Source organism: Helicobacter cholecystus, assembly GCF_003364215.1.
Classification (GTDB): domain Bacteria; phylum Campylobacterota; class Campylobacteria; order Campylobacterales; family Helicobacteraceae; genus Helicobacter_G; species Helicobacter_G cholecystus.
Genome location: NZ_NXLU01000002.1, coordinates 82085 through 103873, shown reverse-complemented (window position 1 = coordinate 103873; position 21789 = coordinate 82085). Strand labels below are relative to the sequence as shown.

Here is a 21789-nt window from a genome sequence, read left to right as displayed (position 1 = left end):
GAGAACTTATCTCTCCTATTTATTTCTTCTCCTTTTTCCAATAATTTAAAATTAATTTAATGATTATCATAAATACAATCCCCTCAATCATTGCCCCCATCACAAAAGCATAATAATTTTCTTGTGTGATAATTTTGAGTTGAAGAGCTAAAGTTGCTGCAGCAATCAAGAATGTCAAAGGCATTGCATCAGAAAATGCATATAAAACAACATTTTTTATATTTCCTAAAAATTTTCTAAAGACTAAAAAACATCCAATTAACCTAATACCAAGCATTCCTGTAACAACCATAAGCGCATCTTTAAACAACTGAGGATTAGACAATAGGGCTTTAAGATCAAGTGTCGTTCCAATATGCACGAAGAAAAAAGGGACAAAAAACCCAAAACCAATACTTGTGAGTTTTTGATGCAGAAGGTGGCGATTCCCAAAAAATGTCGCAATAATCATTCCTGCAATAAATGCTCCAAGTGCAACTTCAAGCTTAAGTAAAAGTACAATTGAGATAAAAATAAAAAAAAGCATTGCGCTAAAGCGCAAGTCTTGATTGCTTTGATCTTCTTGTGGAACAATAAGATTTTTAAGAGTGGGAAACCACCAAAATACCACCCTAAAAAAACGAAAGCTCAATGCAATAAAAATAAAAAATATAATCAAAACTCCAAAAGTTCTAGAGAGTTCAAGACTTAAACCATAAGTATAAAATCCATTAATCCCCACTAAAATACAAATACTCAAAAGCTCACCAAAAATTCCAACTTTGAGTGCAAGATTAAGCCAAATATAATCTTTCCCATATTCTTTAATGAGCGTCATAATCATTCCAACACCCATAATTGGAAAAATTACAATATAAATAAAGGGGAGTTTTTGGAGTAAAACAAGGGAGATTGAGAGTGTATAAAGAATACAAAAATAAGCAAAGATATTTTTAAAAAGCCCCTCATTCTTGAGTGTTTTAAATGATTTGAGATCCACTTCCATCCCACACAAAAACATTAGGATCAAAAACCCAATCTCTGCAACATAACGCACAGATTCATTCTCATGAAAAATACCAATATAAGTTGCCAAAGTCCCTAAAAGCATTTCTACAACAACACACGGGATGCGAGTAAGAGAACTTAGAAGCGGAGCAAGAGCAATAAGAGTGGCAATAATAGCAAAAGAAATAAGACTCATATCTCCTCTCTCACTACCCTAAGAATCGCTTGAGGATAAAGTTTATATTCCAGTTCATGAATTGCTCTTTGAAATGAAGAGAAATCTTTAAAGAGAATCTTGCTTAATTTCTCTTGCATAATGATCTCTCCTGAATCTAGTTCTTCATTGACATAATGAATGCTTACTCCTCCAAAATCTACTTTCTCATCTTCAAAACTATCTTTAATCCCTTGTGCACCCTTATGATAAGGCAAAAAAGAAGGATGAATATTAATGCATCGATAGACTTTAAGAAAAAGAGGGGTGAGTATCCTCATAAAACCACAAAGCACTACAAAATCAGGCTCATAGAAAAATAATGCTTTAAGTAAAGCCCTGTCATATTCCTCACGATTTTCATAATCTTTATGAGAAAGTGTAATGACAGGAATTCCAAGATGATGGCAACGTGTGATTCCATAGGCATTAGGATTATTGCTCAAAGCTCCAATAAATTCAATCTTTACATGTTCCCCATTTTCTTTTACAACTTCTTTTCCTTCAAGGGTTTGATAAAGATTCTCAAGATTGCTTCCATTGCCACTAAAGAGTACAAAAAGTTTAATGCTTCTCATACAAAAAACTTTGGATATTTTTGCTTTAATCCCTCAATGAGTGCAATCATTTGCTCTTGGTTATAGGGAAGTTCTTCTGGAAACTTATCCAACTCTTCTATGTATAAATCAATCAGTTTTTTAATATCTTTTCCTCCTGCAAAATGCAGTGCAACACCAAGCATATCAATCACTTCCAAGGCTAATTCTTGGATTTGTAAATCTTTTTCTCTCATTCTTTCTCCTGCAAAATATTTTCAATCTGTTGTTTAATGTCAGCATAAAAAAAACTCTCTTTAAATCCTTCTATTTTTCCTCCAGAAGCATTTTTATGTCCTCCACCCCCAAAACATTGCATTGCCATTTCGCTTACATCACAATTTCCATTAGCCCTTAAACTAATATTCCCTCTAGCATTCACATCCAAGAAAAAATCAAATTCAGGGTTTTGGCATAAAAACTGATTACCTACCACACTCACACAACCAAGCATATAGCTTAGAAAACCTCTCTTACCTTTGTAGGTGATTTCGCACTCCTTTTTCTTCTCTTTTAAGAGTTCCACAAGATAGTTTGCAAAAATATTGTCCATTGTTTCTTTTTTGGGATCACCTCTAAAAATTTCTTTTTTAAGCAAAAAGAGCGCATTATCTAATTCAACCTCTCCTTTAGGAAGATATAAAAAGTCTTTTGATCTCTCTAAAAGCTCAAATTTAAATTCTCTATTTTTATCTTCAAACATCAAGCGATTGGGATCCTTTGCTCCTGAAATTGCACCCATCAATACCTTACCAAATTCAAAATACTTCCCTTCACTTAGCCAGATATCTACAGAATTAACCATTGTGCTAAAATCTCTTAGCCAAGCTTCTTTTTGTGCATCAAGAAGGGGATAATTTGCTATAAGGGTATCAAAGGTAATCTTACAAGCTGAACGTGTGCAATCAAGAAAATACCAATAAAATTTCTCTGCGCTCTGAGCACCACTAATATGATGATCCAAAAGCTTAAGCTCTATATCATAACCTTCAATCTTAAGCTCACAAACTCTCTCTTGAACATAATTTGCCTCTTGGAGTGTTAAATTAAGATCTGTAATAAGAAAAAGAGTTTTTTCTTTGGTAAGTGCACAAAACATCTCACCAAGCCTAACCATAATCTCCTTGCCATAATTTGCATTATAAAAGGCAATATCGTTAAAAAAATGCTTTGCAACATATTGTGATCCATAGCCATCTAAATCAATATGAGAAAGGTGTAAAACTTTCATGATAATCCTTTAAAATCAATTTCAATAGGTTTATCTACAATCTCAAAATTAACATTAGAATCAAGCTCAGTATGACTAAGCACAACAACATCGATTTTATATTGCTCCATTTTTTCATACAATGGGCGTCTGAGTTGATTATCCACAAGCAAAATTACAGGAGAGATTCCCATTTGTACAACCTTTAACATACTCTCCTCAATGGCTTCTTTGAGTTTTTGGGTTTCATTAATTGTGAGAAAAAGGGTGGAGCCTGATCCTTGTTCTTTAATTTTTGTAATTAATGCATGTTCAGTTTCATTAGCAAAAATCAAAAGCTTAATGCTTCCATCATCGGATTTAAAGAGATTAGTAATTGTTCGTGCAAGTCTTGTTCTCACCTGTTCAACAATGATTGGAATATTATTCTGCACAGCTTGGGCAATGTCTGTAATACACTCAAGAATAGTAAGCATATCACGGATGGGAATTTTTTCTTTAAGAAGTTCTTGGAGAACCTGTCGGATTACTCCTGTTGGGAGCTTATTTGCTTCTTCAATGATGGCAGGATAAACTTCACTTAGACGATTAAGAAGCTTTTTGACTTCATCTTTTGTAATAAACTCGGGTGCATATTGTTTAATCAGCTCGGAAATATGCGTAGAAATCACTGTAGAGGGATCGATAATTGTATACCCTTGAATGATGGCCTCTTCCTTATCCTTAGCCTCAATCCAAAGTGCATCCATTCCAAAAGCAGGTTCTTTTGTAGCAATCCCCTCAATTTGAGTGCCTACATATCCTGTATCCATGGCTAAAAAATGATCAGGCATCACATCTCCCTCTCCAATTTTGACACCCTTGAGAAAGAATTCATAATGAGTAGGAGCAAGTTGAAGATTATCTTTAATCCTAATTTTTGGCACCAAAAATCCAAAATCAGAAGCAATTTTTTTTCTAATTCCTCTAATTCTCTCAATCAAATCACCATTTTGTTTAACATCTGCAAGTTTAATGAGTTGATACCCTAAGAAAAGTTCTAATACTTCCACCTTAAGCACATCATTAATCATTGCCTCTTCTTCTCTTTCAATTTCTTCTTCACTTTTTTGAGGACGAGCAGGTGCTGAATGTGAGGAAATATCAATAGGTTTTTGTTTGGTTTGTGCAAGAGTATCTTCTTTGTTTTTATTCTTGAACACATTCCCTAAAAAGGCAAAAATACTTCTCTTCTCCCCCTCCCCCATAAGATAACCAATTGCAAAAAACACAAAACTAAGAAAGAGCAATGAAGTTGTGGGAAAACCAGGGATAAGAGCGGTTACAAAAAGAATAACTCCTAGGATTGTAACAATTTTTTGATTGTTAACAAGTTGTTCAACAAGATCTTTAGCAAAATTATCATCCTCACCCTTTGTGCTTCGTGTGATAATAATCCCTGTTGCAGTAGAAACAATGAGTGCTGGAATCTGTCCTACAAGTCCATCTCCAATTGTAAGAATGGTAAAGGTTTGCAGGCTATCAGAGAAGCTCATGTTATACTCAAGCATTCCAATTAAGAATCCTCCTACAATATTAACAATTGTAATGATAATCCCAGCAATCGCATCTCCTTTAACAAACTTACTGGCCCCATCCATAGCTCCATAAAAATCTGCTTCCTGTGCAAGGGCATCACGACGTCTTTTTGCCTCATGTTCATCAATAAGTCCTGCATTCATATCTGCATCAATTGCCATTTGTTTACCAGGGAGCGAATCAAGTTGAAATCTTGCCTTCACCTCTGTTACACGTGTTGAACCATTGGTCACAACCATAAGATTAACAAGAACAAGAATGCAAAAAATAATCACACCAATAACATAATTTCCACCAATAACAAACTCACCAAATGCAGTAATAATGCTACTTACAGCCTCAGGCCCCTTATACCCCTCACTCAAAATCATTCGAGTTGTTGCAATATTAAGCGATAGGCGAAAGAGAGTGACAAGAAGCAAAAGTGTAGGAAAAGCTGAAAAATCCGTAGGTTTTTTAATATAAAGACCAATGAGAATAATTAAAATAGAAAGTGCCAAAGAAAGACTAAGCATACCATCTAGCAAAAAGCTAGGTAGGGGAATAATGATAATTGTCAAAATCGCAACAATAAAAAAGACAACACTTACATCTTTTGAGCCAAAGGCTGAAGATAAAATTTGTTGAATTTTTTTAAGGATTTGTTTATAGGCTGCCAATGACTTCCTTTCTTAGAAATATGGGTTAAAAAGCTTAAAATTTTACATTCTTTTTAGGGGGTTTGGAGTGTTTTTGGTGTAAAATCTCAACTTCAAACTTTTGTGTTTGAAAAAACTATACCAATCTAGGAGGTCAATATGGCTCAAGATATGGCGAAAAAAAAAGAAATTATTTCTAAATTTGCCAGAGATTCTAAAGATACAGGTTCTAGCGAAGTTCAAATCGCTCTTTTAAGTGATAGAATTTCTACTCTCACAGAACATCTTAAAGCTAATCCAAAAGATCATTCAAGTCGCTTAGGGCTTCTTAAGCTTGTAGGACAAAGAAGAGGATTGCTTAAATATCTTAAGAAAACCCAATATGAGCGATACACAAAGCTCATTGCTACTCTTGGCATTAAAGATAGATAATCCTTTCTCTAGGGGTATTCCCTTAGAGTTTCTTAATCTCTAAATTTTCTAGTTTAATTTTTGCTCCTATCCTCTTTATCATTGACAAACAATCTACTCAGTGATGAATATTGTTTCGCACAATATAAGCCTTAAAGATTATTAAAATTTAATTCAAATATAAATCTATATTAAAGGTTATAAACTGAATAAAGAGGAGAAGATTATCTTCTCCCCCTTGAGTTTGCTCTTGAAGTTCTAGATGTAAAATTTCTTCCGTCAGGTTTCCTTGATCCCTTGTCTTTACTTTTTGGTCTCTTCTCTTGCTCTTGAAGCCGATTGATTTCTTGGAGATTTGGACCAATTTTATTTTTACCCCCCTCTTTAAGAAGATAGGAGATAAGCTTTAATATCGTATTGGCTTCATCATTTTGATCAAGCAAACCATTATAAATATCCATCGCCTCATCAATAATTTTTGTTTTAAGAATTTTTTGCACAATTTGATTATGACTTGCCTCAAATACAGGCAGTTCTTCAAGCTCTAAGGGATGCTTTACTTCATCTTTAATTCGTTTAAGTTCTTTAAACTCTAAAGGTGTAATGAGCGTGATAGCCATCCCTTTTTTTCCTGCTCTTCCAGTTCGCCCAATTCGATGCACATAGCTCTCAGGATTAAGAGGAATATGATAATTAAACACATGGCTTACATCACTAATATCAAGCCCTCTTGCAGCCACATCTGTTGCAACAAGAATATTGATTTTATCAGCCTTAAATGCTTTAATTGCATCAATTCTTGCCCTTTGATCCATATCGCCATGCAAGGCACCTGCTCTATACTTTGCTTCAATCAAACGTTGTGCAAGTGCATCCACTTCTTTTTTAGTACTTGTAAAAATAATACTTTTTTTAGGTGTAAAGACATCCATAAGTCTTACAATTGCCTCGTCCCTATGTCCTTCATTAATCACATAGCATTTCTGAGTAATATCAGTATTTGCAATATTTGCAGGAGTGATCTTGACATATTTGGGTTTATCAAGAATCTTATGGGTAAGTTTTTGAATCTGTTCAGGCATAGTTGCTGAAAAAAGCAGTGTTTGTCGATTGCTGGGCAAATAGGAAAAAATTTCTTCAACATCGTCTAAAAATCCCATATCCAACATTTCATCACTTTCATCAAGAACAACGATTTTAGGTGAGAAATTTGGAATACGATTATTTTTAAGATGATCAAGCAATCTTCCCGGTGTTGCAACAAGCACTTGAGGATTGTTTTCTAAAAGTTCACATTGCCGACGGATTGACTGACCACCATATACGCACACAGTCTTAACACGAACAAATTTTCCAAGCTTAAAAACCTCATCACTGATTTGCATTGCAAGTTCTCTTGTAGGTGTAATCACCAAGGCCTCAATCTCTCCATTTTTTTCAATTTGATTGAGGATAGGGATTGAAAAAGCTGCTGTTTTTCCTGTACCTGTTTGAGCCTGTGCAACAAGATCATGCCCCTTGAGTGCAATAGGAATAGACTGGGATTGCACAGGGCTTGGAGTCACAAACCCCATATCCCTAATACCCTTCAACACATTCTCACGTAACCCCATTTCTTCAAATTTTGTATTCTCCATCTTTTTCCTTAAAGTTATCTAGATTCGAATACCTAAACAATATAAAAACTTTACCAAAAGTTATTTTCGATAGGCATTGCCTCAATTATATAATAAAGTGTAACAAGCAGATAACAGGATTTTTAAGTATAATTTTTTTCATTAACTGTCTCCTAAAAAATTTATATCAAATTTTTTAGGGATTGATTAAGAGGATAGTCTTTTGAATATTGATGAAAGCTTTTTAAGTGATTTATTTGTGAGTATGCCCTTTTTGGCAAGTTTTATAGCTGGGACTTTGACATTCTTAAGCCCATGCATCCTCCCCTTACTCCCTGCTTATTTTTCCTATATTTCTGGTCTTTCCCTCGAAGAATTAAAAGATGATCAAACACCTCATCTTTTTGCAAGAGTTTTTAAGGGATGTATCCTTTTTATCTTTGGATTTTGTTTTGTTTTTATTGTTTTAGGAATTTTTATCAATAGTTTTTTAGGGAAGCTTTTTTCACTTCCTATTGCCTCTTACATTGCTGGTGGAGTGATCATTCTTTTTGGTTTACACTTTTTGGGAGTTTTGAAAATCAAATTTCTTTATAAAACAAAACGCCTTGAATTTAAGGGGAAATCCTTTCTCTCTCCCCTACTTTTAGGGATTAGCTTTTCTTTAGGTTGGAGTCCTTGTGTAGGACCTATTCTTGCAAGTATTTTAGCTCTTTCAAGTATTGATTCAGAGCACTCTTTAGCATTAATCTTAGTATATTGTTCAGGATTAGCAATTCCATTTTTACTCCTCTCACTCTCTGTAGGTGCAGGATTAAAGGCCCTCAAAAAAATCACTCCTCATCTAAGATTAATTGAGATTGCAAGTGGAATCTTACTTATTCTTATTGGGACTGCCATTGCATTTGGTTGGATAGGGAATATAAGTAATTTATTTTATTAAAGGAGGGATAATGAGGGAATATGTAATCAAAAATGCAAATATTTGTGATGCACTTACAGAAAGAAAAGCTGATATTAGAGTTTGTGATGGAATAATTAAAGAAATTGCCCCCAATCTTAAAGGAAAAGAAATTTTTGATGCTAAAAACCTCTATCTTTTGCCCTCATTCATTGACTTGAATATTAAACCCAAAAGCTATAAGCAACAAGATCTCAAAAAAATAGAAAAAAAAGCCCTTAAAGGAGGTGTTGGAACAATTGCTTTTACCTTGCATAATGATTCCTTGTTTTATGAGTCTCTTTCTTTATTTTCTCTGCAAAGTCCTATTCATTTTTTACAAAATATCAATCCCTACCAAGATGGAAAGATTGTAAATATTGCCAAACTTCATAAAAATGGGGGAGCACTCATTGAATTTTCTTCTTCTTTAAAAACAAGCACTCTTTTATGTATTTATGATTATGCAAGGCTTTTAAATATTCCTTGTTTTTGCTATGCACATGATACAGAACTTTCTTCTAAGGGCAGTATTGAAAGTGAGATGAGCTATAAGATGGGATTATCAAGTTTTCCTTTTTATCTCCAGAGTATAGAGTTTTCACGTATTTCTCAAATCGCTCACTTTAAACAAATCTTCACTCTTTTGCACTCTATCAATGATTACAATGTCTTAAAAGCCTCAGCACACAATCCTTATACTTTTACAGAAGTGAGTATTCACCACCTTATCCTCAATGAAAGCAGTATTAAAAACTACAATACTTGGGGAAAACTTAATCCTCCTCTATGCACACAAGAGATGCAGAACACTCTTATCAATAATCTCCATCTTATTGATACTTTAAGCTCAACCCATCAAGAATTTAGCACCTCCTCAAAAGAGCAAACTTTTGATGATGCAATCAGTGGTGTAGAATGCTTGGAATTTTATTTTCCCCTTCTTTACACTTATCTTGTCAAGTCCTCAAAACTCTCCCTACAAGAGCTTTGCAAAAAAACCTCCTATACCCAAGCCCATCTTCTTAATCTTAAAAGAGGATTGATTAAAGAGGGTTATGATGCAGATTTTGTGCTTGTTGATCTGTCTGAGGAAATTGAAATTAATCATCCACTCTATGGCAAACAAACTCTTTATGGAAAAATTGATACCTTTTTTTCAAGCAAGAAAGGAGAGCTGAGACAATGAATTTAGAAGAGATTACTGGATATGCATTAAGATTTTGGCATCAATATCAAGGTTATATTTTTGCTTTACTTAAGGGAATTTCTCTACTCATTGGTGGAATTTATCTTGCCTTTCTCTCACGTGCAAAATTAAAAAAAATGATTACCAAAAAAGATGAGATTGTAGGAAACTTCATCTCACAAGTTTTCTTTGTGTGCATCATTATTCTCTCAGCCATTACAGCCCTAGGAACAATGGGAGTACAAACTACTTCAATCATTGCAGTACTTGGAACGGCTACTCTTGCAATTGCTTTAGCACTCAAAGATTCTCTCTCAAGCCTAGCAAGTGGGATTGTTTTAATTATTTTACGTCCTTTTAAAAAGGGGGATTTACTTGAAATTGGTTCTATTGCTGGAAAGGTTGAGGCTATCAATCTTTTTCATACCACTCTTAGGCTTCCAGACAATAAACTTGCAATCTTCCCCAATGAAAATGTAACAAAGGGAGTTATTACAAACTGTACAGATGCAGAACAAAGGCGTATTGAATGGGTTGTAGGCGTAGCATATACAAGCAATATTGAAGAGGTTAAGGCCACTCTTATCAAAGTGATTTTACAAATTGAAGAAATCTCAAAAGATCCCTTTCCTTTTGTGGGAGTTACAGAATTGAGTTCAAGCAGTATTGATTTCTCAATTCGTGTTTGGATTGAGAATCATATTAACATCTTTGCAGTGCGAAGCAAATTGATTGAAGAATGCAAAAAAGCATTAGATGATGCAGGCATTGAAATCCCATATAATCAACTTGATGTAAGGGTAAGTAATAAATGATGACTTTACTTGGAGCAAGCAAGGTTTTTTGCTGTGATAAAGACTTTAAAATCATTAATAATGGTGGGGTACTTTTTGAAAACAAGGAAAAAGGGGAGAATAAAATCATTGCCTTTGGAGAGTATCAAACTCTCTTAGAGCAAAATCCTCAAGCTAGAGCTGAATTTCATTCAGAAAGTATTCTACTTCCAGCTCTAAGCAATCCTCATATCCATTTTGAGTTTAGCAACAATAAAACTTCTTTATCTTATGGAGATTTTGGAGACTGGCTAGAGAGTGTGATACAAAAGCGCGAGATGCTATTTGAAAATATTGAGCAAAATATCAAAAAGCAAATTTGGCTTCAGATTGAAAGTGGGGTTGGGAGTGTGGGGGCAATCAGTAGCCATGGGTTTGATATTGTTCCACTTGCTCAATCACCCTTAAGGGTTCAGCTTTTTAATGAAGTCATTGGTTCAAATCCTGCACTCATTGATCCTCTCTACTCCAATCTTTTAGCGAGACTACAAGAATCTCAAAAATATGCAAACCCTCATTTTGTTCCCACACTCTCTATTCACTCGCCCTACTCTACACACAAGATCTTAGCCAAAAAAGTAGCAAGCTTGGCAAAAGAGAAAAATATGCTCTTAAGTGTTCATTTTCTAGAATCTATGCAAGAACTTCATTGGCTTAATCACTCTAAAGGTTTTTTTAAAAGCTTTTTTTCCCGATACTTTGGCAATACTGATGCCACTTCTAGCTTTAATACATTAGAATTCTTAGAGCTCCTGGAAGAAAATAAAACACTTTTTATTCATTGTTTGTATGCCTCTGAGCTTGAGTTAAAAAAAATTGCCTCAATGAATGCAAAGATTATCAGTTCCCCAAGATCAAACCGCTTACTTAACAATTATTATCTCAATCTCGATAAGCTAAGAGCAAGCAATCTCCCAGTAATTTTTGCTACAGATGGTTTAAGCTCAAACTTTAGTCTTAATCCTTTAGATGAGATTCGTTACACTCTCTTTGCATACCCTCAATATTCACCCAATGAATTTGCAAAAGAGTTGATTTTAGGAGTAACACATTATGCAAATACAGCATTAGAATTTAATAGTGGAGAAATTGCCTTAGGTAAAAATGCGGATCTCGCTCTTTTTGCATGTGATGAAATTTCACGCACTCATCAAGAGCCTCTGCACTTTATCTTGCATTGTCAAAAAGCAAAAAAAGTCTATATCAATGGAATAGGAGTATATAATGGAAAACCTTTCTAAAATCTTTAAATTCATAACTGTGTCTCTTGATTTTTTGAACAAATATTTCAAGCTTTTTGTTCTTCTTATCATTGTTTTATTCATCATTGGAGCTAACCAAGAAGAAACTCCAAAAAATGCTAATCTTGCAAAACTTTATCTTCAAGGACCCATTTTTGAGAGCGATAGCTTTGGCCAACAAATCCAAGAAATTAAAAAAATCCAAACATCAAAGGGGTGTTGCTGATTATTGATTCTCCAGGAGGAAGTGTTGGAGCAAGTATTGAGATTGCTAATATGATTAAAGATTTACGTGATAGCTTACCTGTGATTGCACATGTAGAGGGGGCAATGGCCAGTGGAAGCTATTATGCAGGCATGTATAGTGATAAAATCATTGCAAATAGAGGTTCAATGATTGGTTCAATTGGTGTCATTCTTAATGGCTATAACATCAAACCTCTTTTAGATAAGGTAGGGATTAAAGAGCAAAGTCTTCAAGAAGGCGAGTATAAAGCAATAGGAAGTTTCACAAGAGAGTGGACTCCCAAAGAAAAAGAATTTTTACAATCTTTTCTTAAAAAACAATACAATCTATTTGTTAATGATGTTTTAGAGGCAAGAAGTTTGACAAACACAGATCCTAAAGTCTTTGCAGAAGGAAAAATTTTTAGTGCATCTGAAGCTCTTAAACTCAAACTGATCGATGAAATAGGTTCACGTTCTCAAGCTATTAAGGAGCTTAGCGACATTGCTCAAGTCAGTAATCCTGTCTTTTTAGAGAAAAGTAAAACTGAGAAAATCTTTGATAAACTCACTCAAAGTTCTACCTCAATTCTCTTTAATCTTTTTAAAGGTCAAATTCAATGAAAAAGGTGCTATTAATCAGTTCTCCTGACACACAAGGATTGATCGCAAAAGTTGCTTCAATCCTTTATTCTCACCATTTTAATATTGAAAAAAATGATGAACATGTGGATTTAGAAAGTAATCATTTTTTTATGAGAACCTGTTTTAGTGGAGAGCTTGAAAATGATCACCTTCTTGAAGAGCTTAAAGATGTTTTACCCAAAGAAGCTCAAATTTCAATTAAAAATCAAGAAAAAAAATCAATCATCATTCTTTGCACTAAAGAGAATCATTGCTTAGGGGATCTGCTCTTGCGTCATGAAAGCGGAGAACTCAATGCTAATATCCAAGCCGTAATTTCTAATTATGAAGATTTAAGGGATTTGAGTGAAAGATTTGATATCCCCTACTTTTGTATAGACACTACAAATCATTCCAGAGAAGAACACGAAAATAAAATGTTAGAAATCATTTCAAGATATCATATAGATTATTTGGTTCTAGCAAAATATATGAGAATTCTCTCCCCTTATTTTGTAGCATATTTTAAAAATCAAATTATCAATATTCATCACTCTTTTCTTCCTGCTTTTATTGGTGCAAATCCTTATAAACAAGCCTATGATCGAGGAGTAAAAATGATTGGTGCAACTTCACATTTTGTTAATAATCATCTTGATGAAGGTCCAATTATCACCCAAGATATTATTCATATTGATCATACTTATAGTTGGCAAGAAATGCAAAAAGCTGGAAGAGATATTGAAAAAATCACTCTTGCACGTGGACTTAAACTTGCATTAGAAGATCGAATTTTTGTTTTTGCAAACAAAACAATTATTTTTTAACTTCATTTTATATATACTTTATCTTCATCCCCTAAAATCCCCCTAACCCTTTAAAAGGGATTACAAACTAGACATAAGGATAAAAAATGAAAAAGTTACTTTTAACTGGCATGCTAGTAGGTGTAAGTGCATTTGCTTCAGATATTACAGGGATTATTCAAAAAATTGATAATGCCCAAAAGACAATTACACTCAATGGGAATACAATTAAAGTGATGCCCTATACAAAAATTGAGCAAGATTCTTGTGGAATTGGCTGGGATACACCTAAGAAATTTTCAGATCTTAAGGTGGGAGATTTAATAGAGGTAGATTTTATGCATAGTCAAGGTGGTCTTGTTGCTGAAGATATTGAGATTAAATGTATGAAGAATCAAGCATATTAAGGAGAGAATAAATGAAAAAAATTGTTTTAGGATTACTTGCAAGTTTGAGTTTAAGTTTTGCAGATAATTATGGCATCATTGAATCTGTTAATGATGCGGATAAAACAATTGTTGTTAATCAAACAAAAATCAAAATCCTTCCTTATACAAAGATTGAAGAGGAAGCGTATGGAAGCGGTTGGGATACACCTAAGAAATTTTCAGATCTTAAAGCTGGACAGGTTGTAGAAGTTGAATTTATGGGCGTAGAGAACAATATTCTTATTGCAAAAGAAATTGAAATCCAATGCGCTAATCGTGCCTATTAAAAGAGGGATCAATGAAAAAACTAGCCTTAATCCTTTTACTTGGTATAAGTAGTTTTATCTTTGCAGACCATGATTATGAGGGGGTAATTGAAGCAATTGATAATGAGCAAAAAACCCTTCAAGTCAATGGTCAAATCATTAAAGTTTTACCCAACACAAAAATTGAAGAGGATTCTTGTTATTTACCTTGGGATATCAACAAAAAATTTGTTGATCTTAAAGTGGGGGATATTGTGGAAATAGAAGTTTTTCTTAGTAATAATATTCTTGTAGCAGGTAAAATTGAAATCCAATGTGTCAAAAATCGTGCTTACTGAAGCATTGAAACTTAAAAGATCTGATCCCTACTCCTTCTCTTAAAATAAGCAAGGGAATGATCAAATCAAGATGGATGTAAAAAATTACACTGTAATTTTATCTTCTGCAATGGAAAGATTTCAAGTCGATGATCTTTGGAAGTTAACATTTTCTTATCTCTTAAAAAGCCCATAAAGGGCTTTCTTTTTAAACCTTATATAGACTTAGTCTTACAATGCTATCTTTGAGCCCTTTGAGATGATGGAGCACCCCTGTGTCAAGATAGATGTTTTCTAAAGCTTTCAAAACCAATACCTCGCCTTGAACACCAAACTCAATTTCACCGCTTAAAACCTGAACACCAATATTATAGGGGGCTTTATGCTCACTTAAAACACCTTCTTTAGGGAGTGTAATTAAAATCTCTTTAACACTCTGATTTTCTTTCATCGGTGTGATCTTTACCCCTTGAGTAAAATCTACCTTACTCCAATCTAAAACTTGCATTAAAATTCCTTATTTTATAATTTAATGAATCAAAATCCCAAAAGGAGAAAATATGCAATTCACCCTTAAAAACCCTTTAGATATGCATCTTCATCTTAGAGATGGTCTTATCCTCGAAAATGTCCTTAAATACAGTGCTAATCCTTTTATTGGGGGAGTTGTAATGCCAAATCTTAGCACTCCCATTACCACTGTAGATCTTGCATCTTCCTATCGTTTGCAGATTGCCTCACTTTATGATCATTTTGAAGTCATCAGTACGCTTTATATCACACCAAGTTTAAACAAACAAACTCTTGAAAATGCAAAAAATCTTGGAATTAAAATTTTAAAACTCTATCCCAAAGGTGCCACTACAAATAGCCAAAATGGCTTAGACTCAATTCTTGAAGAAAATACTCTAGAGATTTTCTCTCTTGCCCAAGATATGGGATTCATTCTCTCCATCCATGCCGAGAGTGCAGGATTTAGTATGGATAGAGAGTTTGAGTTTTTACAAATCATTCAAGAAATTGCTATAAATTATCCTAAGCTTCAAATCATCATTGAGCATCTTAGTGATCGTAGAAGCATTGATATGATAGAAAAATTCTCCAATGTCTATGCTACACTCACACTCCATCATATCACCCTTACTCTTGATGATTTGCTAGGCAAAGGATTAAATCCTCATCTTTTCTGTAAGCCCATTTTAAAAACCCCAAAAGATAGAGATGCCCTACTTTCTTTGGCCCTTTGTGCACACCCAAAGGTAAGTTTTGGATCAGATAGTGCACCCCATTTGTTAAGTAAAAAACTTACCTCTAACGCAAGTGCAGGAATCTTCTCTTCTCCCTGCCTACTTGAACAGCTTGTAGAACTCTTTGAAACACATCATGCACTTGATAAGCTTCAAGCCTTTGTATCAGATAATGCCATTAAAAATTATGGGCTCACACCAAAAATCAATAAAACAATTATTTTTACCAAGCAAGAGCAAAGTATACCTGCTTATATCCCTGTTGGGGAAGATAGGATTGTGCCATTAAATGCTTGTCAAACCCTCCAATGGTCTATCCAAGCTATTCATAGCTTTAAGGAAAACTAAACTCCTTGAAGCTCTCCTCCAAATTTTACTTTTAATAGCCAAAATACACCTATTAATCCCATTGCACAAATCACAAAAGAAATTAAGATACTCTGTGTTAGAGAAAAAATCAAAAATGATCCTCCAGCAAAAAATGCACAAATTCCAGCATAAGGAAGTTGAGTGATAAAGTGGCTTTGTAAAGAACATCCTGCACCAATTGAACTAAGAATTGTTGTATCTGACATAGGTGAAGTATGATCTCCATAAACCGCTCCTGAGAGGACTGCAGAAATAGCAATAATCATATTTCCACCACTTTGCAAAGATAATTCAATAGCAATAGGAATCATAATTGCAAAGCACCCCCAACTCGTCCCTGTGCTAAAAGAAATAAATGCAGAGACCAAAAAGAGGGAAAATGGCAAGAGTAACAGTGTTTGACTTGAAAGATTTTCTTTTGCAAGATTGGCTAAATAAAGCCCTGTTTTTAAATCTTCTTTAATCACTGGCCCAATTGCCCAAGCAAGCACTAAAATTACAATTGCAGGAAGCATGGCCTTCACACCACTATAAACAATGTATGTATACTGATAAGGAGCAATATATTGATGTGAGAGAATTAAAGAAAAAAGCAATGCGATCATTCCTCCACAAAACAGAGAGAAAGGTGTATCACAATTTGCAAGCATAGTTAAAATTTCAAATGAGCCTGAAGTTTTATATCCTGTATAAAAAATCATGAATAGAATACAAAAAATAAGAGCAACAATAGGCAAAAGCAGTAGAGAGATTTTAGAAGGTGGGTATTCTCCTTGATGATCCTGTGGAATAGAAACATTGATATTTTTTCTCATTACAGGAAGATTGATTTGCCATAAAATTGTTAAAAATACTGCAATGAGTGCAAACCATGCATAAAAATTCCCTCCAATACTTCCAAAAAGTACAAAGAGTGCATTCCCCTGATCTTTTGGCAATGAACTTTGCAAAATTCCAATAATATAAGCCCCCCAACTTGAAATTGGAACAAGTACACAAATAGGTGCAGAAGTACTATCAATAATATATGCCAATCTCTCTCTGCTTGACTGATGCATTGCGCTAAGAGGTTTGGCAATTTGTCCAACTGTAAGAGCATTAAAATAATCATCAATAAAAATAACAATTCCTGCAAAAAATGCAACAAATTCTGAAGTTCTTGTATCCTTCACTCTGCTTCTTGCCCATTCCACAAATGCAGCTACTCCTCCACAAACAAGCACAACTTGAGAGAGAATCCCCAAAGAGAGCAAAAATAAAAATACATAAATTCCCCCCCAATTCGCACTTAATCCCTCTTGAGGAGAATACTCATAAAATACTGATGAAATTTTTTCATAAACATAAGAGAAAATATGCAATGGCTCTTGATAGTGCATCATAATCCCCCCCAACACAATTCCCACAAAAAGAGAAAGTACAATACGTTTACTTAAAAGCACAAGAACAATCACGGCTAAAGGAACAAACAAACTAAAAAAAGTATCTGAATAATTCAAAGGCTATCCTTACAGATTTTTTAAGCTTTAAATACTAGCAAATTTTATTGCTCTATGACATCAATTCCTTTTGGAATCACAAACTCAAAATCTTTTTTATCCACTTTAACATTGAGCTTAACATTTTTAAGCTCAATCACTATACTCTCACCTAATTGGTCCTGATATTCAACCCTTTGAGGAATTTGATCTTTAAAATAAATTGCATAATGCATATCCTCAATGATTGAATGGTATAAATTTGGCTCTTTGCTATCTTGTTTAGCATTTTTAAGAATTGCAATAAAATCTAATGTTGAACTCATTTTTTTAATAATAACTTGAGAGAGCATAGGTTCATAAGAGATGATTTGTGTTGGACTAATATAAACATCTTTTCTCAAAGGTTGAATATATTCCCATCTTGCAAGATTAGGAGTTGAAGCAATAAATTTACCTTTATAAAAAATGGGCTGAGTTTTACTAGATTGAATAAAATCGGCCTCTATAGAGTGAATTTGCAAAGCATAAGAATAAAGTGTAAAGATAAGAAAAAAAGAGATTCTTTTCATTAATTTTACCCCTGTGTGCCAAAAGATTAAAGTCGTATTTTATAGTGCATTGTGTTAAAATTTATAAAAAAGATATCATAAAAGGTGGCTTTAAGTTATGCTTCAATCTATTTTTGGGACTATTTTTGGGACAAGAAATTCCCGGATGCTTAAACAATATGAAAAAAAAGTCAAAAAAATCAATAGTTTAGAATCTCAATATCAAAGTTTAAGTGATGATCAGCTTAAAGAGGCATTTCATACTCTAAAAAATAAAGTTCTCAATCAAAATGCAAGTTTAAATGATGTGCTTTTTGATAGCTTTGCTATCACAAGAGAAGCAAGTAAAAGAATCTATGGCAAACGCCATCATGATGTCCAACTCATTGGAGGAATGGTTTTGCATGATGGAAAAATTGCTGAGATGAAAACAGGAGAAGGAAAAACTCTTGTTGCTACTCTCGCAGTCGCACTTAATGCGATGGTCGGAAAAAGTGTGCATGTCGTAACAGTTAATGACTATCTGGCTAAAAGAGACAGTGAAGAGCTAAGAGCATTGTATGAATTTTTAGGATATTCTATAGGTGCTATTGTCTCTGGACTTGATGAGGAAGAAAGATTAAAAGCCTATGCTTGCGATATTGTTTATGGAACAAACAATGAATTTGGTTTTGATTATTTACGAGATAATATGAAATACTCTTTAGATCAAAAAGCACAAAAAGATCATTATTTTGCTATCGTTGATGAGGTAGATTCAATCCTTATTGATGAAGCAAGAACTCCGCTGATTATTTCTGGTCCTGCAAATAGAAAGCTTGAAAACTACCAAATTGCCAATGAAGTTGCCCAAACACTTGAAAATAAAAAACATTTTAATGTTGATGAAAAAAATCGCACTATTCTTTTGACCGAAGAAGGAATTTTAAGAGCTGAAGAGCTTTTTGGTGTGGATAATCTCTACAACATCGAACATGCAGGGCTTGCTCATCACCTTGACCAAGCCCTTAAGGCAAATTATCTTTTCTTAAAAGATAAAGATTATGTTCTTCAAAATGGTGAGGTGGTGATTGTTGATGAATTTACAGGACGATTGAGTGAGGGACGACGCTTTAGCGAAGGACTTCATCAGGCCATTGAAGCAAAAGAAGGGGTTGAGGTTAAAGAAGAAAGTCAAACCTTAGCAGATATCACTTTTCAAAACTATTTTAGACTCTATGAAAAACTCGCAGGAATGACAGGAACAGCACAAACTGAGGCTGGAGAATTTTTACAAATCTACAATCTTGATGTTGTATCCATTCCTACCCATATTCCTATCAAACGTCAAGATTTTAATGATCTTATCTACAAGAGCGAGAGAGAGAAATTTGAAGCTGTGATTAAGAAAATTAAAGAACTTCATGCCAAGGGTCAACCCGTGCTTGTTGGAACTGCAAGCATTGAGAAAAGTGAAGTATTGCATGAGCTTCTTAAAAAAGAGCGTATCCCTCACACTGTGCTTAATGCTAAACAACATGCTAAAGAAGCAGAGATTATTAAAGATGCGGGAAAAAAGGGGGCTGTAACCATTGCAACAAATATGGCAGGACGAGGAGTGGATATCAAGCTCACAGATGAAGTCAAAGAACTTGGGGGACTTTATATTATTGGAACTGAACGCCATGAGAGCAGAAGGATAGACAATCAACTCAGGGGAAGAAGTGGACGACAAGGTGATCCAGGAGCATCGCAGTTTTATTTAAGTCTTGAAGATAACCTCTTGCGCATCTTTGGAAGCGATAAAATCAAGGGGGTTATGGAGAAACTAGGACTAAAAGATGGTGAGCATATCCAATCAACCCTTGTGACACGATCTGTTGAAAATGCACAAAAGAAAGTTGAGGGCCTTCATTTTGAATCAAGAAAGTATCTTCTTGAATATGATGACGTTGCAAACGAACAAAGAAAAGCAGTATATAAGCTAAGAAATGATTTACTTGATGAAGAATTTGGAATTGCAAATAAAATCAAACAAGATCGAGAAGAGCTTGTAGGATCAATTTTACAGAATCTAAACATTTTTCATAAACCTGAGGCAAGTGAGATTGAAAAAATCAAGGCTTATTTCCAAGAGGGCTTTGGAATTGAATTAAAAGATATTGAAAATCTTGAAATTGAAGAATTATGTGCAAAAATTATTTCTGAACTTGAGAATGATTATGAAGAAAAAATGGCCATTATTGGAGAAAAAGAACGTCATGAGATTGAGCGTATTGTCTATTTACAGGTACTTGATAATGCATGGAGAGAGCATTTGTATATGATGGATAATCTTAAAACTGGAATTGGTCTTAGAGGCTATAATCAAAAAGATCCACTTGTTGAATATAAAAAGGAGAGTTATAACCTCTTTTTAGAGCTTAGGAATACCCTTAAAGCAGAAGCAATTAAAATGCTTCATCTTATCAAAATCCAACCCCAACAACAAGAAGCAAACCAAAGGGCATTGCATAATCTTGAGGAACAAAATACAATTACAAATTCCCCCTTTAGAGGAAAAATTGCAAGAAATGAACTTTGCTCCTGTGGAAGTGGTAAAAAATATAAACAATGCCATGGTAAAAGTGGTCCTAAAAAAGGCTTGCTAGCAAAAGAGGGGAAATGAAGCTTACTTCTTTCCTTCTTCCTAAGTATCTTAAATTTGATAAAACACAACCCTTTATCTTTATTACCACACTTTTAGCATTTTTGGGAATTAGCATTGGGGTAATGGTACTTTGTGTAGCTATGGCTATTATGAATGGAGTAAGTAAAGAATTTAAAGAAAAAATCTTTGTAATGAATTCTCCTCTTAATCTTAAGAGCTATACCAAAAACTCGATCCCCAAAGAACTTCTCTATCGCCTACAAATTGAATTTCCTGACCTCATCTTTAGCCCCTATTTGCAATCCCATGCAATTATTAAAACCCACTATGGAATCTTTCCTGTTGTCATTTTTGGAATTGATGAACATTTTGAATCACAGAATAACCCTATCTTAGCCCAAGCACTCAATGGCAAAAAACTTAAAGATTTTGAGGTGATTATGGGAGAAGATTTTTATAAATCCTATGGAGTAAGAATTGCAGAGAGACTGACTTTCTTTTTCACAGAACTTTCTCCCAATGCTATGGGGTTTACTCCTATAATGAAACGATTTGATGTGGGAGGATTTTTTCACTCAGGGATTAGAGGATTTGATAGAGGTTACTCTTACACTACGCTAAGTTCCATTGCCAAGCTAAGAAATATTGATGAAAAGCATTATGACGGAATCCATATCAACTCTTTAAATCCTATGAAAGATTATGAAAAAATCTCAGCATATCTAAATCAGCATTATAAAGGAATATTTTTTTTAGAAGGTTGGTGGCATCAAAATGGCAATCTTTTTTCAGCGATGGAGCTTGAGAAACGTGCACTCTTTATTGTGCTCTTACTCATTATTTTAATGGCATCATTAAATATTATTAGTTCACTTTTAATGGTCATTATGAATCGAAGAAAAGAAATTGCCCTACTTTTAAGTATGGGGGCAAGTAAGAAAGAAATTCAAAAAACTTTCTTTTGTATTGGAAGCTTTATTGGTCTAAGTGGAGTTTTTGTAGGATTGATGTTGGGAGGAGGAGTGATGATCTTTTTAAGAAAATTTCCCATTATTTCTCTTCCTGCAGATGTTTATGGCACAACAAAACTTCCTCTTGATTTAAGTTTACTTGATCTCTCTTTAATTATTCTTGGATCAATCCTTATTGTTCTTCTCTCTGCATATTACCCAGCAAAGAAAGCAAGTACAATTAATCTTTTAGATGTTTTAAGAAATGAATAAAAGTTTTCTTAAAAAAATTAAGTCTTATATTTATTTAAAAAGGATGCCTAGGGTTGTAAATTTCCTATCAAGTATTCAGAGAAATTGTTTTTTACCAGTGGGTAAATTCTAAGGTCTATGAAAAATTATAAACTTCTTTTACAAAAGTATCCCCCCATTAATAGAGTTAGGAT

The 21789-nt window shown here is 34.0% G+C and carries 21 protein-coding genes and 1 pseudogene; 13 read left to right on the top strand and 9 right to left on the bottom strand.

Annotated elements, in window-relative coordinates:
* Window positions 1–19: 19 nt before the first annotated feature.
* From CQA62_RS02305 to flhA, 5 genes are read right to left on the bottom strand one after another with little or no spacing between them, the layout of a single operon-like run.
* The gene (locus CQA62_RS02305) at window positions 20–1183 is read right to left on the bottom strand and encodes a cation:proton antiporter (RefSeq protein WP_104724545.1); all 1164 of its coding nucleotides are present in this window, start codon (window positions 1181–1183) and stop codon (window positions 20–22) included.
* Complete coding sequence (purN, locus tag CQA62_RS02300) at window positions 1180–1779, bottom strand: phosphoribosylglycinamide formyltransferase (protein ID WP_104724546.1); 600 nt, start codon at window positions 1777–1779, stop codon at window positions 1180–1182. The genes CQA62_RS02305 and purN overlap by 4 nt, the downstream gene beginning before the upstream one ends.
* Window positions 1776–1994, bottom strand: a complete 219-nt coding sequence (locus CQA62_RS02295) for a hypothetical protein (protein WP_104724547.1) — start codon at window positions 1992–1994, stop codon at window positions 1776–1778. The genes purN and CQA62_RS02295 overlap by 4 nt, the downstream gene beginning before the upstream one ends.
* On the bottom strand, window positions 1991–3028 hold the full coding sequence (locus CQA62_RS02290; protein WP_104724548.1) for a DHH family phosphoesterase: 1038 nt from the start codon (window positions 3026–3028) through the stop codon (window positions 1991–1993). Before CQA62_RS02290 ends, CQA62_RS02295 begins: the two co-directional genes overlap by 4 nt.
* The gene (gene flhA / locus CQA62_RS02285) at window positions 3025–5244 is read right to left on the bottom strand and encodes a flagellar biosynthesis protein FlhA (protein ID WP_104724549.1); all 2220 of its coding nucleotides are present in this window, start codon (window positions 5242–5244) and stop codon (window positions 3025–3027) included. Before flhA ends, CQA62_RS02290 begins: the two co-directional genes overlap by 4 nt.
* A gap of 138 nt (window positions 5245–5382) precedes the next feature.
* Here flhA and rpsO point away from each other — a divergent pair, with 138 nt between their 5' ends.
* Window positions 5383–5655 carry a 30S ribosomal protein S15 gene (gene rpsO / locus CQA62_RS02280; RefSeq protein WP_104724550.1) on the top strand — a complete coding sequence of 91 codons (273 nt, stop codon included), beginning with the start codon at window positions 5383–5385 and terminating at the stop codon, window positions 5653–5655.
* A gap of 203 nt (window positions 5656–5858) precedes the next feature.
* On the opposite strand, the gene CQA62_RS02275 is transcribed toward rpsO, so the two are convergent.
* A complete protein-coding gene (locus tag CQA62_RS02275) occupies window positions 5859–7271 on the bottom strand; it encodes a DEAD/DEAH box helicase (protein ID WP_104724551.1) in 1413 nt (470 codons plus the stop codon).
* A 202-nt stretch (window positions 7272–7473) separates the two neighbouring features.
* Here CQA62_RS02275 and CQA62_RS02270 point away from each other — a divergent pair, with 202 nt between their 5' ends.
* From CQA62_RS02270 to CQA62_RS02230, 9 genes and pseudogenes are all read left to right on the top strand, one after another.
* A complete protein-coding gene (locus tag CQA62_RS02270; RefSeq protein WP_104724552.1) occupies window positions 7474–8193 on the top strand; it encodes a cytochrome c biogenesis CcdA family protein in 720 nt (239 codons plus the stop codon).
* A gap of 10 nt (window positions 8194–8203) precedes the next feature.
* Entirely contained in the window at window positions 8204–9379 is a 1176-nt protein-coding gene (locus tag CQA62_RS02265) for an amidohydrolase family protein (RefSeq protein ID WP_104724553.1), read from the top strand.
* Window positions 9376–10194 (top strand): small-conductance mechanosensitive channel MscS, encoded by an 819-nt coding sequence (gene mscS / locus CQA62_RS02260; RefSeq protein ID WP_104724554.1) that lies wholly within the window; start codon window positions 9376–9378, stop codon window positions 10192–10194. Before CQA62_RS02265 ends, mscS begins: the two co-directional genes overlap by 4 nt.
* Window positions 10191–11453: an aminofutalosine deaminase family hydrolase gene (mqnF, locus tag CQA62_RS02255; protein ID WP_104724555.1), complete on the top strand. Its 1263-nt coding sequence runs from the start codon at window positions 10191–10193 to the stop codon at window positions 11451–11453. The genes mscS and mqnF overlap by 4 nt, the downstream gene beginning before the upstream one ends.
* Window positions 11434–12302: pseudogene (sppA, locus tag CQA62_RS02250) on the top strand (signal peptide peptidase SppA). The gene mqnF and the pseudogene sppA overlap by 20 nt, the downstream one beginning before the upstream one ends.
* Window positions 12299–13129 carry a formyltetrahydrofolate deformylase gene (gene purU, locus CQA62_RS02245; protein WP_104724557.1) on the top strand — a complete coding sequence of 277 codons (831 nt, stop codon included), beginning with the start codon at window positions 12299–12301 and terminating at the stop codon, window positions 13127–13129. The pseudogene sppA and the gene purU overlap by 4 nt, the downstream one beginning before the upstream one ends.
* A gap of 86 nt (window positions 13130–13215) precedes the next feature.
* Window positions 13216–13515, top strand: a complete 300-nt coding sequence (locus tag CQA62_RS02240) for a DUF5666 domain-containing protein (protein ID WP_104724558.1) — start codon at window positions 13216–13218, stop codon at window positions 13513–13515.
* Between the two features lie 11 nt (window positions 13516–13526).
* Window positions 13527–13823, top strand: a complete 297-nt coding sequence (locus tag CQA62_RS02235) for a DUF5666 domain-containing protein (protein WP_104724559.1) — start codon at window positions 13527–13529, stop codon at window positions 13821–13823.
* A gap of 11 nt (window positions 13824–13834) precedes the next feature.
* Window positions 13835–14140 carry a DUF5666 domain-containing protein gene (locus CQA62_RS02230; protein ID WP_104724560.1) on the top strand — a complete coding sequence of 102 codons (306 nt, stop codon included), beginning with the start codon at window positions 13835–13837 and terminating at the stop codon, window positions 14138–14140.
* A 187-nt stretch (window positions 14141–14327) separates the two neighbouring features.
* On the opposite strand, the gene CQA62_RS02225 is transcribed toward CQA62_RS02230, so the two are convergent.
* Window positions 14328–14627, bottom strand: coding sequence for a cupin domain-containing protein (locus CQA62_RS02225; RefSeq protein ID WP_104724561.1), 300 nt, complete (start codon window positions 14625–14627; stop codon window positions 14328–14330).
* Window positions 14628–14679: 52 nt separating this feature from the next.
* On the opposite strand from CQA62_RS02225, the gene pyrC reads away from it, so the two are divergent.
* Window positions 14680–15714: a dihydroorotase gene (pyrC, locus tag CQA62_RS02220; RefSeq protein WP_104724562.1), complete on the top strand. Its 1035-nt coding sequence runs from the start codon at window positions 14680–14682 to the stop codon at window positions 15712–15714.
* On the opposite strand, the gene CQA62_RS02215 is transcribed toward pyrC, so the two are convergent.
* Together CQA62_RS02215 and lolA are read right to left on the bottom strand one after the other, a co-directional pair.
* Window positions 15711–17234 carry a Na+/H+ antiporter NhaC family protein gene (locus tag CQA62_RS02215; protein ID WP_104724563.1) on the bottom strand — a complete coding sequence of 508 codons (1524 nt, stop codon included), beginning with the start codon at window positions 17232–17234 and terminating at the stop codon, window positions 15711–15713. The genes pyrC and CQA62_RS02215 overlap by 4 nt on opposite strands.
* 44 nt (window positions 17235–17278) lie before the next feature.
* A complete protein-coding gene (lolA, locus tag CQA62_RS02210) occupies window positions 17279–17785 on the bottom strand; it encodes a LolA-like outer membrane lipoprotein chaperone (RefSeq protein ID WP_104724564.1) in 507 nt (168 codons plus the stop codon).
* A gap of 97 nt (window positions 17786–17882) precedes the next feature.
* On the opposite strand from lolA, the gene secA reads away from it, so the two are divergent.
* Both secA and CQA62_RS02200 read left to right on the top strand, forming a co-directional pair.
* Complete coding sequence (gene secA, locus CQA62_RS02205; RefSeq protein ID WP_104724565.1) at window positions 17883–20411, top strand: preprotein translocase subunit SecA; 2529 nt, start codon at window positions 17883–17885, stop codon at window positions 20409–20411.
* The gene (locus tag CQA62_RS02200; protein ID WP_104724566.1) at window positions 20408–21616 is read left to right on the top strand and encodes an ABC transporter permease; all 1209 of its coding nucleotides are present in this window, start codon (window positions 20408–20410) and stop codon (window positions 21614–21616) included. Before secA ends, CQA62_RS02200 begins: the two co-directional genes overlap by 4 nt.
* The last annotated feature ends 173 nt before the right edge of the window (window positions 21617–21789 follow it).